Source organism: Sphingomonas sp. SUN039, assembly GCF_024758725.1.
In the GTDB taxonomy this organism is placed as follows: Bacteria; Pseudomonadota; Alphaproteobacteria; order Sphingomonadales; family Sphingomonadaceae; genus Sphingomonas_O.
Genome location: NZ_CP096972.1, coordinates 583,988 through 598,608, shown reverse-complemented (window position 1 = coordinate 598,608; position 14,621 = coordinate 583,988). Strand labels below are relative to the sequence as shown.

12 protein-coding genes are annotated in these 14,621 nt (G+C 63.5%); 2 read left to right on the top strand and 10 right to left on the bottom strand.

Going from position 1 to position 14,621, the window contains the following annotated elements:
- Positions 1 to 87: 87 nt before the first annotated feature.
- The 5 genes from M0209_RS02990 to M0209_RS02970 all read right to left on the bottom strand — a co-directional run bounded on the left by M0209_RS02990 (position 88) and on the right by M0209_RS02970 (position 6,773).
- Positions 88 to 1,551, bottom strand: a complete 1,464-nt coding sequence (locus M0209_RS02990) for a S41 family peptidase (protein ID WP_258886822.1) — start codon at positions 1,549 to 1,551, stop codon at positions 88 to 90.
- 59 nt (positions 1,552 to 1,610) lie between these two features.
- The gene (locus M0209_RS02985; protein WP_258886821.1) at positions 1,611 to 2,717 is read right to left on the bottom strand and encodes a helix-turn-helix domain-containing protein; all 1,107 of its coding nucleotides are present in this window, start codon (positions 2,715 to 2,717) and stop codon (positions 1,611 to 1,613) included.
- A gap of 61 nt (positions 2,718 to 2,778) precedes the next feature.
- Entirely contained in the window at positions 2,779 to 4,056 is a 1,278-nt protein-coding gene (locus tag M0209_RS02980; protein ID WP_258886820.1) for an MFS transporter, read from the bottom strand.
- A 193-nt stretch (positions 4,057 to 4,249) separates the two neighbouring features.
- Positions 4,250 to 4,894: a TetR/AcrR family transcriptional regulator gene (locus M0209_RS02975; protein ID WP_258886819.1), complete on the bottom strand. Its 645-nt coding sequence runs from the start codon at positions 4,892 to 4,894 to the stop codon at positions 4,250 to 4,252.
- A 13-nt stretch (positions 4,895 to 4,907) separates the two neighbouring features.
- Positions 4,908 to 6,773: a bifunctional sugar phosphate isomerase/epimerase/4-hydroxyphenylpyruvate dioxygenase family protein gene (locus M0209_RS02970; RefSeq protein WP_258886818.1), complete on the bottom strand. Its 1,866-nt coding sequence runs from the start codon at positions 6,771 to 6,773 to the stop codon at positions 4,908 to 4,910.
- Positions 6,774 to 7,031: 258 nt separating this feature from the next.
- Here M0209_RS02970 and M0209_RS02965 point away from each other — a divergent pair, with 258 nt between their 5' ends.
- Complete coding sequence (locus tag M0209_RS02965; RefSeq protein WP_258886817.1) at positions 7,032 to 8,690, top strand: carboxylesterase/lipase family protein; 1,659 nt, start codon at positions 7,032 to 7,034, stop codon at positions 8,688 to 8,690.
- On the opposite strand, the gene M0209_RS02960 is transcribed toward M0209_RS02965, so the two are convergent.
- On the bottom strand, positions 8,687 to 8,905 hold the full coding sequence (locus M0209_RS02960; RefSeq protein WP_258886816.1) for a helix-turn-helix transcriptional regulator: 219 nt from the start codon (positions 8,903 to 8,905) through the stop codon (positions 8,687 to 8,689). The two genes, M0209_RS02965 and M0209_RS02960, sit on opposite strands and share 4 nt — an antisense overlap.
- A gap of 2 nt (positions 8,906 to 8,907) precedes the next feature.
- Positions 8,908 to 9,453: a hypothetical protein gene (locus M0209_RS02955; protein WP_258886815.1), complete on the bottom strand. Its 546-nt coding sequence runs from the start codon at positions 9,451 to 9,453 to the stop codon at positions 8,908 to 8,910.
- Between the two features lie 172 nt (positions 9,454 to 9,625).
- Between M0209_RS02955 and M0209_RS02950 the strand changes: the two genes are divergently transcribed.
- A complete protein-coding gene (locus tag M0209_RS02950) occupies positions 9,626 to 10,081 on the top strand; it encodes a hypothetical protein (RefSeq protein WP_258886814.1) in 456 nt (151 codons plus the stop codon).
- A 106-nt stretch (positions 10,082 to 10,187) separates the two neighbouring features.
- On the opposite strand, the gene M0209_RS02945 is transcribed toward M0209_RS02950, so the two are convergent.
- The 3 genes from M0209_RS02945 to M0209_RS02935 all read right to left on the bottom strand — a co-directional run bounded on the left by M0209_RS02945 (position 10,188) and on the right by M0209_RS02935 (position 14,561).
- Complete coding sequence (locus M0209_RS02945) at positions 10,188 to 10,562, bottom strand: VOC family protein (protein ID WP_258886813.1); 375 nt, start codon at positions 10,560 to 10,562, stop codon at positions 10,188 to 10,190.
- Positions 10,563 to 10,585: 23 nt separating this feature from the next.
- A complete protein-coding gene (locus tag M0209_RS02940) occupies positions 10,586 to 11,500 on the bottom strand; it encodes a shikimate dehydrogenase (RefSeq protein WP_258886812.1) in 915 nt (304 codons plus the stop codon).
- Positions 11,501 to 11,603: 103 nt separating this feature from the next.
- A complete protein-coding gene (locus M0209_RS02935; protein WP_258886811.1) occupies positions 11,604 to 14,561 on the bottom strand; it encodes a TonB-dependent receptor domain-containing protein in 2,958 nt (985 codons plus the stop codon).
- Between the last annotated feature and the right edge of the window lie 60 nt (positions 14,562 to 14,621).

The following is a 14,621-nucleotide window of genomic DNA, read 5'->3' as shown; positions in this document are numbered from 1 at the left end:
CGGGCGGTCGCGTCAGGCATGGCGCGGAACTTCGCGTGACGGCCACAGCTCGGCCGAATCCGAAAACGACGCCGCGCAGACGCCGGTTCAGCGCGGATGCGACACGATCCACCGGCGTGCCGCCGTCATGCACGGATCGCGCCCGGCAGCGATGTCGGCGATTGTCGGTTTGACAGCGACATCGGGCAGCACGCCCCGGTCCGCCTGCGGCACCTGCGCGAAATTGCCGATGATCGGCATATCGAATTCCAGCCCGCTGGCCGGCAAGCGGACAAAGAAATAGCCGTTGCCGTTGATTCCACGCAGATTGCCGCCGCTCTGTTCGCCGAACAGCCGCACCAGCCCCGATTCGCGCGCGCGACGGGCAAACGAGAAGGTCGCCGAGCTGCATACCGGCCCGACCAGCGCCGCGACCGGCAGGATCAGGCGCGGCCCGACGACCGGAATCGTATCGCTCTCCTCGATCCCGAGTTCGTAAAACCCGTTGCCGACGTCCCTGCCCTTCTCCCCGATGGTGCGGAAACTCTCGTCCCAGGTGTCGAGATACGGATCGAGTTCCTTCGGCGTGCGGCGATAGCGGACCAGCTGGCGATAGCCCTTGAAGCGAAGGTCGCGGTCCGACAGGCGGGCGAGAATCGCGTTGCCGCATTCGTTGCCGCCCTCATTGTCGCGCAGGTCGAGGATCAGCCCTTTCGCGCCTTTCAGCGCGCTCAGCCGGTCGTTCAGCCAGCTCTCCCAGTCCCAGCGGCTGTTGTACATCACCCAGCTGGGCATGGTGAGAACAGCAACATCGTCCTTCATTTCCCAGGTCCAGAACGGCACCGACGTGCCGCCGCCGGTTTCCAGCGTATGGCGCGTCGTCCGCCGCGCCTCGGGCGTCAGTGCCGCGACCTCGGCAGCACCGGTGCGACCGTCCGGCGTCCGATAACCTATGCGGTACACGCCGTTCGCGGGCGGGCGGATGATCCCCTGATAGATATCGAAGGTCTCGAACCGGTCGGTGTTGCGCATCGCCATCTGCACCACCCGCTTGGCGTCATTGCTGCCGTCGGCGCGCGCATAGGGCAGCAGGCCCGCCAGCAACCGCGAGGTCGCTTCGCCCTCGATCAACAAAATCTCGGTGCCGCGCGCAAGCCCCTGCCCGCTCCGGTCGGCCAGTACCACCATGCGTCGGTCGATCCAGTCGAACTCGAACGGCAGTTTCGTCGGGCGCTCGAACAACGCCTGCACCACGGCCTTTTTCTGGTTGTACGGGTTGCACTGGCTATGGCCGCAACGGATTTCCGCCATGAACGCCGACAGCGCCAGGAACTGGCGGTCGAGGCTGCCCGACGCGGCATAATCGCGTTCGAGCACTTTCAGCCGGTCCTCGATCTGACGCGGCGTCTGGTATCGATAAAGCCCGGGATGAAGCGCCAGAGTGCGCCGCACGATGTCGATGTCAGTGCGCAACTCGCCGGTCGAAGGCGCGGCGCGCAGAATGGACGCAGGGGTAAGCATCGCTGCGCCGCCGACGGCGAGCAGGTGGCGTCGGGTGAGGGTCGTGGTCATATCCGTCCGGCTGCCATGCCGCCCACGGCCGGTCGCCTCAAAACCGCCCATCGGCAGGATTATTTTCGATTTGAGCCATGCGCGCGCCGGTAGCTCGACGGGCTGCAGCCATAAGTCGCAAGGAACGCCCGGTTGAAGCTCGCCTTCGAGCTGAACCCGCATTCGAGCGCCACGTCGAGCAGGTCGTCCCCGGTCCCGTCGCGCAGTCGCGCCGCCACCTCTTCGCACCGCAGCCCGTTGATGAACCCCGAAAAATTATGGCCCAGCCCTTCATTGAACGCGCGCGACACATAGGCGCTGTTGGTGCCCAGCGCCCGCGCGAGGCGCGGCACGCTCAACTCGGGATCGGCATAGAGCCGCTCGCTGCGGACCCGCCCGGCCCATGCCTCGGCCTTTGCCACCCAGTCGACCGTCGGCGCGGGCGGCAGTTCGAGTTCGGCCAGATGCGGAAAGGGTAATGCGGCATGTCGCCACCCCTCGATCCCGAGAAACAGAGCAAAGGTGGCAATCGCCAGATACAGGCCCATGAGCCCGCGATAGCCCAGCGGCTGGATCAGGTCGTACATGCCGTAAACCGCCCACACCGCAAGCAGCGCGAATAGCGCGCCGACCGCGCGGGCGAGCCAGGACAAGGCGAACCGGTGATCGTCGCTCCGCTGGCCCGACAGGCGTTCGCGGTAGAGGCGGATGAGCGAGCGGGCAGCGAGACCATAGGCCGCCAGCCCCGCCACCACGCCGCCGCCTGTAATCGCATCATAGGCAAGGCTCGACTGCGCCAGCCATTCGTTCTTGAACGGCTGGCGCAGCAGGACGAACGCCGCAGCAAGATAAGAGAACTGGATTGTCGCCGGGACGAGGTGCCGCCACCCGTGCGTCGGCCAGCGCCCGTGAATCAGCGCGTGAATATACAGCCAGGCGAGCGGGGCAACCGCGAGCGAGATCGCAAGGGGCGCAAAGCTCAGCCATTGCCATTTGTCGTAGAAGCCCGCGAACCCGATCATCCACGGCGTGATCATGCCTGCGAGCACGACGAGCAGCACCGCGAGGGTCCGGTTGGCGACACGGTTACGGATCGGTCGCGTCAGCGCCGCCGCCAGCAGCAGGAGCTGAACGAAAGCGATCGACAGGACCGCCGACCGCCAGCCGAAAACAAGACCGTCGAGCATTGCCGCGATCTAGCACGCCACGCGCACAGACCAAGCACACGGACCGTAACCGTCAGGCCTGTTAGATTTCGACTCTCTCAACCGGCCCGACAATGAACACATAGGCCGCCACCCCGACCAGCCCCAGCGCACCGACATAAGCCAGCGCACCGTAAAAGCTGCCGGTGCTCTGCACCACGAAGCCGATCACGATCGGCGTCACGATTCCCGCCAGATTGGCGCACAGGTTGAACACGCCGCCGGTCAACCCGACCATCGATTTAGGCGCGACGTCGGAGATCAATGTCCAGCCGAGGTTGCACATCCCCTGCCCGAAAAACGCGACCGACATGATCGCGATGACCAGCGTGTTGCTCTCGACATAGTTCGCCGCGATCATTGTCGAGGTCATCAGCAGGCCGACGATGATCGGCAGCTTGCGGCCCAGGGTCGCATTACCGGTCGCGCGGATGATCCGGTCCGAAACGAACCCGCCGAGCAGCACGCCGACCGATGCGGCGATATAGGGAAGCGACGCCGCAAACCCCGATTTGATGAAGGTCATGCCGCGTTCCTCAGCGAGGTAGCTCGGGAACCAGGTCAGGAAAAACACCAACGTCGAATTGCTGCAAAACTGCCCGATGGAGGCACCCGCGATCTGGCGCTTCGACAGCAGCTTGCCGATATTCTCGAACGTAAACGGCACCGGCGTCTGTTTGCAGGTCGATCCGCCACCGGCCGCGATCAGGTCGAGTTCGGCCTGTCCGACGCGCGCATGCTCATGCGGGTCGCGGTAAAGCAACCACCAGACGATCCCGTAAACGACGCCGATGCCGCCGACGATGTAGAACAACTCGCGCCAGCCCCAGTTGGTCACGATCCACGCCAGCACCGGCAACATGAAACCCAGCCCGACATATTGGCCGACCGAATAAACCCCGGTGGCCCGGGCACGCTCGTTCTGCGGGAACCAGCTGTTGAGGATGCGGCTGTTCGACGGATAGCAGGGTGCCTCGGCCAGCCCGAGCGCGAGCCGCGCCGAAAACAGCCCCGCGACATTGGTCATCAGGCCATGCGCAAGCGTCGCCACCGACCACAGGACCAGCGAGGCCGCATAGGTTAGCCGCACGCCCAGTTTGTCGAGCACCGCCCCGCCCGGAATCTGCGCCAGCGCATAGGTCCAGCTGAACGCCGAAAAGATGAACCCCATGGTGGCGGGGCTGATCGCCAGTTCTTCGACCATCGCGGGCTTGGCGACGCCCATGACGCTGCGGTCGAGATAGTTGAGCATCGTCGCCAGCGTGACGAGGACGAGAATGCCGAGGCGAACCCGTCCGGGTTTTGCGGACAGGCCGGTCATGCCGCGGAGGTGCCGGGCAAACCGCGCCCGGGTCCGTTGAGGACGTGAATTGTGCCGCGCATCGGCTCTCCCTGACGTCTTTCGACATTTGGGCGGGTCCGGCGCTCCGGCCTGCCTTCATAGCTTTCGATAGCGGTACGGTAACGCAATGCCAAGAAAAATGTACGAACTAGTTCATACCAACGCTCGGGCGTCAGCGTTGCAGCGACGCCAGCACAGTATCGATGATCTCGGCACGGCGTGCCGCCTTGATCGCGCGCTTGTTCAGATCGATCCCGAAGTTCGCCTTGAGCGTCGCGCGGTTCGATACGCAATAGAACGACATCGCACTCATCGTCATATGCAGCGCCAGCGGGTCCATCCCCTCGCGGAATACGCCTTCGGCAACGCCGCGGTCGAGGATCGTCCGGATCGTTCCGATCACCCGCCGGTTGCGCTCCTTCAACCCCTCGATCTCGGCAACATGCGCGCCGTGCAGGATGTTCTCGTTCATCACCAGACGCACGAATTCGGGGTGCTGGTCGTGATAGTCGAACGTATGCCCGACCAGCGTCCGCATTGCGGTGACCGCATCCATCGCGTCGAAATGCTGCTCGGCCTCGCGCGTGCGGATACCGCCATAGGCACGTTCGAGCACGGCGCGGTACAGGCCGTCCTTCCCGCCGAAATAATAATAGATCATCCGCTTCGACGAATCGGTCTTTTCGGCAATCTCGTCGATCCGCGCGCCCGCCAGCCCCTTGTCGGCGAATTCCTGCGTCGCGACTTCGAGGATGTTGAGCCGCGTCGTTTCCGCCAAATCGTTGCGGAGCTGCGCCTTGGTCTTCTTGATCGTCACTGACTGCCCCTGCTCATGCCGCCAAATCGCTTTTGAACCGCGACTGCGCCGCCAACCGGATTCCGGCATTGGCCGCACCGTACCCCGCATAGTCGCGGCGCTCGACGATTTCAAAAAATACCCGTTTGGCAAAGGCGCGGCTGTAGAACTGGAAATATTCGGCATCTCCATCACGGTCGTACAAGATGCCGAGTGCCGCCATCCGCTCGACCAGCGCACCGTCGAGCCCGTAGCGCGCCTGCAGATCGTCGTAATAGTTGCGCGGGATGTCGAGCATCGCGAGGCCCTGCGCCCGGGCGGCCTCGGCCGCCGCAAACGCATCGGGACAGGCAAAGGCAATATGCTGCACGCCCGCGCCCATATAACCCGCAACAAATCGGTTCGACAGCGTCTGCTGCGCCAGCGACCCGTTGAGCGTGATCCTGAGCGCCTTGTTCCGCGATTCGACCGCCTGGCTCTGCACCAGCCCCAGCGGGTCGGCGATCTCGACCTGCGGCGTTTTGGTCACGTCGAACAACGCGACGTAATAAAGCAGCGCGCCGAGGAATTCCTCATATATCATGGTTTGCGCGATATGGTCGATGGCAGTCAGGCCGATGCCGGGTGCCGCGACGCCGGTCGCCACAAACTCGCGCGCCCACACCTCGTCCTCGCCGCCCGCCGCTATGAAGTAGATCAGGCTGCCACCGATGCCGCGCACCGACGGGATTTGCATTTCATCGGGTCCGACGGCTTGTGCGAACGCCGGAATTGCCAGTGCCGCCGCGCGCGCCATCGCCGCCTCGACATCGGGAACGACCAGCCCCAGCGCGCACACCGAGCCGCCGTGGACGACATCATGGCTGTGCGCGAAACCTTCGACCTCGGTATTCAGGACGATATTGATGTCGCCCTGCTGCCAGCGCACCACCGACTTGCGGCGATGTCGGCCCGTTGCCGCAAACCCCAGCGCCGACAGCATGTCGCCCAGCGCCGCCGCTTCGGCCTCGTCGACGGCGAATTCGATGAAGGCGACGCGCGACACATCGGCCGGGACGGGCATGACCGGGGCAAAGGGCGCGCGGGGCACGCGCGCGGCAGCATCCTGCATTACCTGAAGCGAGCGATAGCCATCGGTCGCCACACCCGAGGCAGAGCCGGCGCGGAACCGGTCGTTGAAAATCTCGAGCGACCAATAGCCGTCATAGCCGATCCGCATGATTTCGGCCGCGTATTCCGCCACCGGAAACTCGCCCTGCCCCGGAAAATTGCGGAAATGCCGCGCCCAGGACAGATGGTCGAGCTGCATAAGCGGGGCGTCCGCAATCTGGACGAGGAACAGCTTGCCCCGGTCGATGTCGCCGATGCTCGACGAGGGAATGCGATGCGCGAGCGAATGGAAGCTGTCGAGGATCAGGCCGATATTGGGATGCGCGACATCGCGCACGATGCCCCAGGCTTCGCGGTGGTCGAACACATGCCGCCCCCACGCCAGCGCCTCGTACCCGACGCGCAAGTCCCGCTTCGCCAGCCGCTCACCGAGTTCGGAAAAATCGTCGATGATGCGGTTGCGGTCGCCTGATGCGTGCGGCGACACATTCGAACAAACCAGCATGAGGTCGGTGCCGAGCGCCGCCATCAGGTCGAACTTGCGCTCCGCCCGGTCGAACGTCCGCGCGCGCAATTCGTCCGGCATCCCCTCGAAATCGCGGAACGGCTGAAACACAGTACACACCAGCCCCAGGTCGCGCAGCATCTTGCCGATATCGGTCGGCGACAGCGGGCATGACAGCAGATCGTTCTCGAAAACCTCGACGCCGTCGAACCCCGCAGCCGCGATTGCCCGCAATTTGGTGTCGAGTGTGCCGCTGATTGAAACCGTCGCAATCGAGGTAAGCACGTCCGGCTCCAACTGTGTACGAACTGGTTACATATCGCGGAAATCTCGTCGAGTCACGCAATCGTAATCCGCTTGTAAAGCGCATGCAGTTTCGCTGCCGCCGAAAGGGCGCTCCGTTCCGGGGGGTGGACAAGCTTTGGCTATTGTATTAACCAGTCCGTACATAAAAATGCCCAGAAACGGTGTTGCGATGTTCGCCGGTCTTGCCGGTGGAACGGGCAGCAATCCGAACCGGGCCGTCGAAGGGAAAGGACTGAAATGATCCGTGCACTTCTCCTCGCCGGTGCGGCAACCGCGCTCATTGCTGCGGCACCCGCCCAGATTCCCGAACGATCGATCCAGCCGGTCGTTGGGGACCCCGTGGCGACCGACAGCGGACGTGTAGCAGGCACACAGCTTCCCTCCGGCGTTCATGCCTATCTCGGCATTCCCTTTGCCGCGCCGCCGACGGGCGACCTGCGCTGGGCGGCACCTCAGCCGCTGAAATGGACGGGCGTCATGCCCGCCAACCGCAAGGGGGCCGCCTGCATCCAGGTGCTGCGCCCGCACGACATCAACCATTATTTCGGCGAAGAGGCGACCAGCGAAGACTGCCTCTACATGAACCTGTGGTCGCCCGCCGCCGCGACACCCGCCTCGAAGCTTCCCGTGATCGTCTTCATCTATGGCGGCGGCTTCACCATCGGTTCGTCGGGCATGGCGAACTACGACGGCGAGAGCGTGGCGAAGGCAGGCGCGGTGTTCGTCAATTTCAACTACCGTGTCGGCGCAATGGGCTTCATGGCGCATCCCGAACTGACCGCCGAACAGGGCGGGCATTCGGGCAATTACGGCCTGATGGACCAGATCGCAGCGCTCAAATGGGTGCGCGCCAATATCGCGAAGTTCGGCGGCGACCCCGACAAGGTGCTCATCATGGGCCAGTCGGCGGGCGCAGGATCGGTGATCAGCCACATCTTCTCGCCGCAGTCGAAGGGCCTGTTCCGCGCCGCCGTCATGTCGAGCGGGTGCAACTACAAGACCGACGGGCAAACGCTTGCCGAGGCTGAAAAGGCCGGGCTTGCTATGCAGGAACGCTTCAAAGCGTCCTCGCTCGCCGCGCTTCGCAATGTCCCTGCCGACCGCATCTTGGCCGCGCAGAGCGAGAACCAGCTGGGGCTCAGCGTCAGCGGCGTCCGCATCGGCGGGCCGATCATCGACGGCTTCGTGCTGCCGGTGAAAAAGGCCGAGGCGCTGGCGGCGGGCAATATCAACCGCGTGCCGGTCATCGCGAGCTATAACAGCAACGATTTGAGCTTCGGCTTCGAACCGCTGCTCGCGGCGAAGACGGTGGCGGACTACACTGCCGCCGCGACGAAGCTATGGGGAGAGGCCGCGCCCGAATATCTCAAGCTCTTTCCCGTAAAGACCGACGCCGACGTTCCCGCCACCGCCCGCCGCGCTGCGACCGAAGCGGGGCTGGAGAGCAGCGCGCGCTTCTGTGCCCGCGAACAGGCACGGCTCGGCCTACCTGCGTGGATCGACGAATATGCCCGCGTCCATCCCTATGTGCCGGGCGTGCGCCTCGCCGACCAGAATACCGCGACGGTCGGCGCCTACCACACCGCCGACATCCCGTATTTCTTCGGCACGCAGGATGCCTACAACATGTTCCGGCCGACGCGGAATTGGACGCCCTGGGACCGCGAATTGTCGGCCAAGATGATGGGATCGCTGATCGCCATGGCCGCGACCGGCTCGCCCGATACACCCGCGATGCGCTGGTCGGGTTGGACGCCCAAGGCGGAGAGCAAGATCGTGTTCGGCGACAGCATTTCTACCGTCAAGCTCGACCCGAAACGCCTCGACTGGCTCGCCGCGCACCCAGCCTCGACCACACCGGTCGTCCGCCCGCGCGGAGCGAATCCGATCGATTAGGCGGCATCGGTCTCCTCGTGGAACTCGAGGATATCGCCGGGCTGGCAGTCGAGTGCCGCGCAAATCGCGGCGAGCGTCTTGAACCGCATGCCCTGAACCTTGCCCGACTTGAGCAGCGAGAGATTCTGTTCCGAGATACCGATCAGCGCCGCCAGCTCTTTGGAGCGCATCTTGCGGCGCGCGAGCATCACATCAAGCCTGACGATGATTTCCATGATCAGACGAACGACTTATTTTCGGCATCGACCCGCCGAAGCTCGCGCAAAATCATTACGAAAAGGAACAGCATGATCGCCCAAAGCATCTTGAACAATACCGTCTGCGACAGATCGACACCCCAATTATGCGGCGGAGGCACATCGGTCAGGAAGGCCACAAGCGAATAGAGCGTGCGACCGAATATGGCGAGCAGTGCGCCCAGCGAGGAAGCAAGGCCTAGCCGGATCACCCTCCTCTCCATCCCCTCGGTCATTGTTTCGCCGCGAACCAGCGCACCGAACAGACCGAACAGTTCCAGAAATGCCCAAGCCGAAATAAACAGATCGAGCGCAAGCACGATACCAAAACCTACCCAGGTTTCATTCGAGATCAGCACGGGCATGTTAGGTGCCAGTCTGCTGATATAGTACCTCATTGCCTCACGGCTCGACCCGTTTTCGAACACGAACATCACCCGCGACGCCACGCCAGCGAGGCAGATGCCCTGAGCGACGCGCGCGAGCTGTACGGCGCGGCGGCTGGTTCTAAAGGCTTCGTGCGTCATTAAAATTAGCCCTTGCAGGTTATGAAATTCATGTAATACATTAATTATCAGTCGTCAAATGGTGATTCGTTGCAGCAATGCCCGCTCTCCCGGTTCGCCCTGGCTTCTCGCATTGGGTGACACGGTCGTCGAAATTGGCAGCAATGGAAGTATCTGAAATGAAGGAGCTTACATGATCAAATTTGCACTGGCCGCCGCCGCGCTTGCAGCGCTTGGCACGACCCCGGTTTATGCGAAGGGCGAGGGCCGGGTCGAAGCTCGTGGGGGCGTCGCCTTCGCAAGCGGGACGTCTTATGCTTTTGCCGGGATCGGCGGCGGTTACGATTTCGATCTCGGGGACAAGGCGTTTGTCGGCGTTGATCTGGGCATCGACAAAGTCCTTGCGAGGGGAACCGAGGTGTTCGGGAGCGTTGGTGGCCGGGTCGGTGCCAAGGTCGGTGAGAACGGTCGCATCTACGCAAGCGGCGGCGTGGGCTTTTGCTGCGGCGGGAGCGATCCCTACATTGGTGCTGGTTATCAGCACCGCCTGGGTCGCAATATCTACGGCAAGATCGAATATCGCCAAGCGCTGAGCTCTGTTGGGGCGAACGTCAATTTTGCTGGAATCGGTTTGGGTGTCAGCTTCTAATGCCGGAATCCCGACACTGACCAGGGAGCCGCGTTTAGGCCACTTTCCTTGGAGCGCGAACACCGCAACCTCGTCGCAAGCGGTCACTCACCGATGGCCTCCCTGCCTAATCCTGCTCGCGGAAGGTCAGCTCGACCTTTACCCCGTTCGGGTCGCGCAGGTTGAACTGAACCATGCGCGCGTGGGGAAACGGCACGGTTTCCCAGGGTTCGTTCAATGCCGCGAGATGCGCCTCCATCGCGGCGCGATCCTCGACGTCGAAAGCGAAATGATCGACATGGCCCTTCGCCGTCCGCACATCGCCGGGCAGCAGCTGGTTGACGTGCACGCACGGACTGCCGCCTGCATCGTAGAGCCACAGGTTCACCGCCGTATCCGGATTCGTATCCGCCACGGAACGCCGCAAGCCCAGCACCCGCTCATACCACGCCACTGTCGCCTCGAGCGAAATCGCCCGGATGTTGACGTGGCCCAGCTTCACCCTCCCAATCATAACATGGGTCGTCACGCAGCCTCCGCGCGGTCTCCTCCGCTCGAGTCCCCTGCCACAAAGGCCTTGAAGCTGTCGAGCATCCGCGCCCGGTCTGCCGTGCGGCCGGTGAAGATGTCGAACGCCGCTGCGGCTTGATACACCGCCATGCCGCTGCCATCGAGGGTCCGGCATCCGCGCGTCCGCGCCTCGGCGAGCAGCCGCGTCTCCAGCGGGAAGTAAACAATGTCGGCGACCCACAGCGCGGGCCGCAGAGCCTCTGCCGGCACGGGCACACCCGGATAATTCGCCATGCCGACCGGCGTCGCATTGACCAGCCCGTCGGCACCGGTGAGCGTTGCGACAAGATCATGGCCCGCGACCGCGCGTCCGGCACCGAATCCGGCATTGAGCTTGGCCACAAGGGCCGCGCCGCGCGCCGGATCGGTATCGAAAATATGCAGCTCTTCCACCCCCAGGTCGAGCAATGCATGCGCGGTCGCGAACCCGGCCCCCCCGGCACCCATCTGGACGATGCGTGCCCTCGCGACCCCGGGCAACCCGTTCTCGATGCTTTCGGCAAAGCCGATGACATCGGTGTTATGGCCGATCCGCCGACCGTTCTCGAACTTGACGGTATTGACCGCACCCACCCGTCGCGCGCCGTCGGACAACCCGTCGAGAAGGGGAACCACCGCCTGCTTGTACGGATGGGTCACATTGACCCCGTCGAGCCCGACCAATGCCGCGGCATCGAGAAAGCGCGGCAGGTCGGTTTCGTCCCACCCGCGCGCCGCGAAATCATAAAGCGAATAGACCAGGCGCAGCCCCTGCGCATCGGCCTCACACTCGTGCATCCATGGCGAACGCGATGCCTGGATATCGCGCCCGACCAGCCCCGTCAGAAAGCCGGTATCCGGCGCGGAAAAGGGCGAAGGGGCAAAACTCAAGACACCGGCTCCGTACTACTCTCGGCAGATTATTCTGTGCGACCCGAAAGGCGGGCCCGCTTTTCTCCACGTGGTTTCGAAGAAAAGCGGACCCTGACTTGGCTTAGAACTTCGTACGGATACCCAGCGTGATCACGCGCCCGATCGGGTTGGCGTTGGTCCCGTCATATCCGACCGCCCCGTTGAGCGTGAAGGTGTTGTAGAACGGCGGTGCCGCGTCGAAGAGGTTGTTGGCATCGGCATAGATCTGCAGGCTCTTAAACGGCCCGGTGTCGCTGAACGTATAGCCGAGATGCGCGTCGACCGTGACGAACGCCTTCACAACATCGCCGCCGCCGGTCGGCAGGCCGTTGGTGTTGATGCGGGCATTCGCCGGGTTGCCCCAGTTGATATAGCCGCCGGTGTGATTGACGAAGACGTTGGCGTCGAAGCCCTTGTAGTCCCAGCCCACACTGTAGCGCCCCTCGTACTTCAGCGACGGGAAGGTCAGGTTGTACCCCGCCACGCCCAGCACGCTGAAGGTTGCGCCGGTCGCGCCGAAGAACTGGTCGAACTGCGTCTTGCGCGAGAAACCGGCGGTCAGCGTGAACTTGCCCATATTCTCGGTCTGGATGCGGTACGACGCATCGAGATCGATCCCCGAGACGTTCAGATTGAGGACGTTCTGCTGCTGGTTCGAATAGATGAAGTAGGTCGGCGACAGCACCGTGCCCGTCTGCGGCAGGGTTGCCGTCAGCGCGCCGATCTGCGCCGCGGTTGCCCCTGTCGGATAGACGGTCAGATATTGCGACAGCGCCGCCGAATTGGTCACCAGCGCGATCTGAGGCGCGGTGATGCCGCCGCGCAGTTCGTTGTGCCAATAGGTCACCGCGATCCGCAGCCCTGGCACCTGCACCGGTGCCAGATCGACGCCGATGCTCCATGCCTTGCCCTTTTGCGGGACGAGGTTGCCGTTGCCGCCGTTGATCTGGATGCCGTTGATGCCGGTGGCACCGCCGACCGAACACGAGGTAGCCGTCGCAACGCAGCCCGGAATCTGTGCCGCTGTCGGGAACAACGCATAGGGCAAGGTGACCGCCGGACCGCCGGTGAAGCCCGATTCACCGGTACGGCCTTGGGCGTTCGACCCGATGCTGGTCAGCGCCGGCGCAACGAACGACCGCGCCCAGTTTCCGCGCACGCGCAGCCCCTCGACGATTTCCCAGTTCGCGGCGATTTTCGGATTGGTGGTCGATCCGACGTCGCTGTAGCTGTCGACGCGACCCGAAATGTTGAGGTCGAACTTGCGGATGCCCGGGATGTTCTGCTCGGGGCCGATGACCGGCAGATACAGCTCGACATAGCCCGACTTCACGTTGCGCTTGTAGTTCAGGTTATAAGCCAGCGAGTTGAACGAGGCTGCACCCAGCCCGTTCGGCTGCACGGTATCCTGGTTGATCTTGTAGCTGCTGTACTCGCCGCCGATCGCGACCTTGACCGGGCCGCCGGGCAGCTGGAAAAGGTCGCCGTCGATCTTCGCATAGAAATTGTTGATCGTCTGGTCGCCGACTTGATAAATCCGTGAATCGGTCAGTGTCGCCAGCGTTCCTGCCTGCGTCCCGTTGCCGCCGAACACGTCGATGGCATTGGTCGCTGTCAGGGCCTGCGACACCGTGGTCGAAATGCCGTTGAGCACCGCCGTCGCGCGTCCGTTGAGCGCCAGCTGGAAGCCGCTGGGGTTCAGGCGACCCAGCGTTTCGACCGACGATTTGTCGCGCCCGATCAGGCCGCCGACGTTGAAGCGCCAGGTATCGCTGATGTCATATTCGGCATCGAGACGCCCGTAGAAGGTCTCGTCGACACCGATGATCTGCGCCCCGCGCCCGAGCAGCGTGTCGCCGCTGAAATTGACCGTCGCGCTGGTGATCGCCCCGCGACCGGCAGCAGTTTCCGCCGCATTGACGGCGGCAAAGGCAGCCGTTGCAAACGGATTGTTGGATGCACCGGCGGGCGCGCCCGAAAGGTACACTGTTCCCGATGCGACGCCGCGCGAGATATTCTGAACGTTGCGGCGGCTCGAATAGATGAAATCACCGGTCAGGCGCAGCCGGTCGCCAATGTCCTGATGGATCGACACCATGGCGTTGTGGCGCTTTTCCGACGGAATGATGTCCCAATACTGGCGCAGGTCGCACTGGCCGTTCTGGTTGGCGATGGGGTTCGCAACCGAGCCCGACACATAAGGCACGCCCGACGCACCGCCTGCCGTGTACGGCGCATAATAGGTGCGCCCGTTGGCGACGATCGTCGCAGTGGTGCAGTTGGTGTCGGCGAAATTGAACCCGCCGCGCGCGACCTGGTTGGCCGCCGTGAAGCTGCGGTCGGCCGCATTCAGGTTCGAGCGATTGGAATAGGCATAGCCGAAGACGACCGACCCCGTGTCCCAGGTCTTGCCCGCGACGATCCCGGCGTTGAAGGTGCCATACTGCTTGCCGAACCCCTTTTGCACGTTGAGCTCGAGGCCGTCGACCTTGCGGCGGGTGATGAAGTTGATGACGCCGGCGACCGCGTCCGACCCGTAAACCGACGATGCGCCGTCGGACAGCACTTCGACGCGCTCGAGCATCATCGGCGGCACGATGTTGGGATCGGCGAGCACATGGTTCGCGCCGCCGACCGGCAGGCGGTGGCCGTTGAGCAGGATGAGCGTCGAGTTCGACGCCGAGGCCCCCAGGCTGTGGATCGTCGGTGCGTTGGTCCCTGCCCCGTCGAAGCTGCCGAAACCGCCCTGCCCCGGGCTGTTGAGACCGACAATGGCCGGCACCGATTTCAGCACCTGCTGGACGGTGTTGGCCCCCAGATTTTCGATATCGCCGCGGTCGACGGTGACGAGGTTCGACCCGACCGGCGCAACGCCCTTCAGGCTCGATCCGGTGACGACGATTTCGGCCTCGGTCGGCGCCGGTTCATCTGCGGCAGGCGCAGGTGCGGGTTTGGTCTGCGCCATGGCAGCGCCCGACAGGCTGAACAGGACGAACGGAATCGTGGACGCGGTCAGCCCGAGTCGGCGTGCGCTAAACATGGCATTCTCCCCAGTTTTTTGTCTTACTAACTGTTTCGTTCAATAGGTAACCAGTTGGTA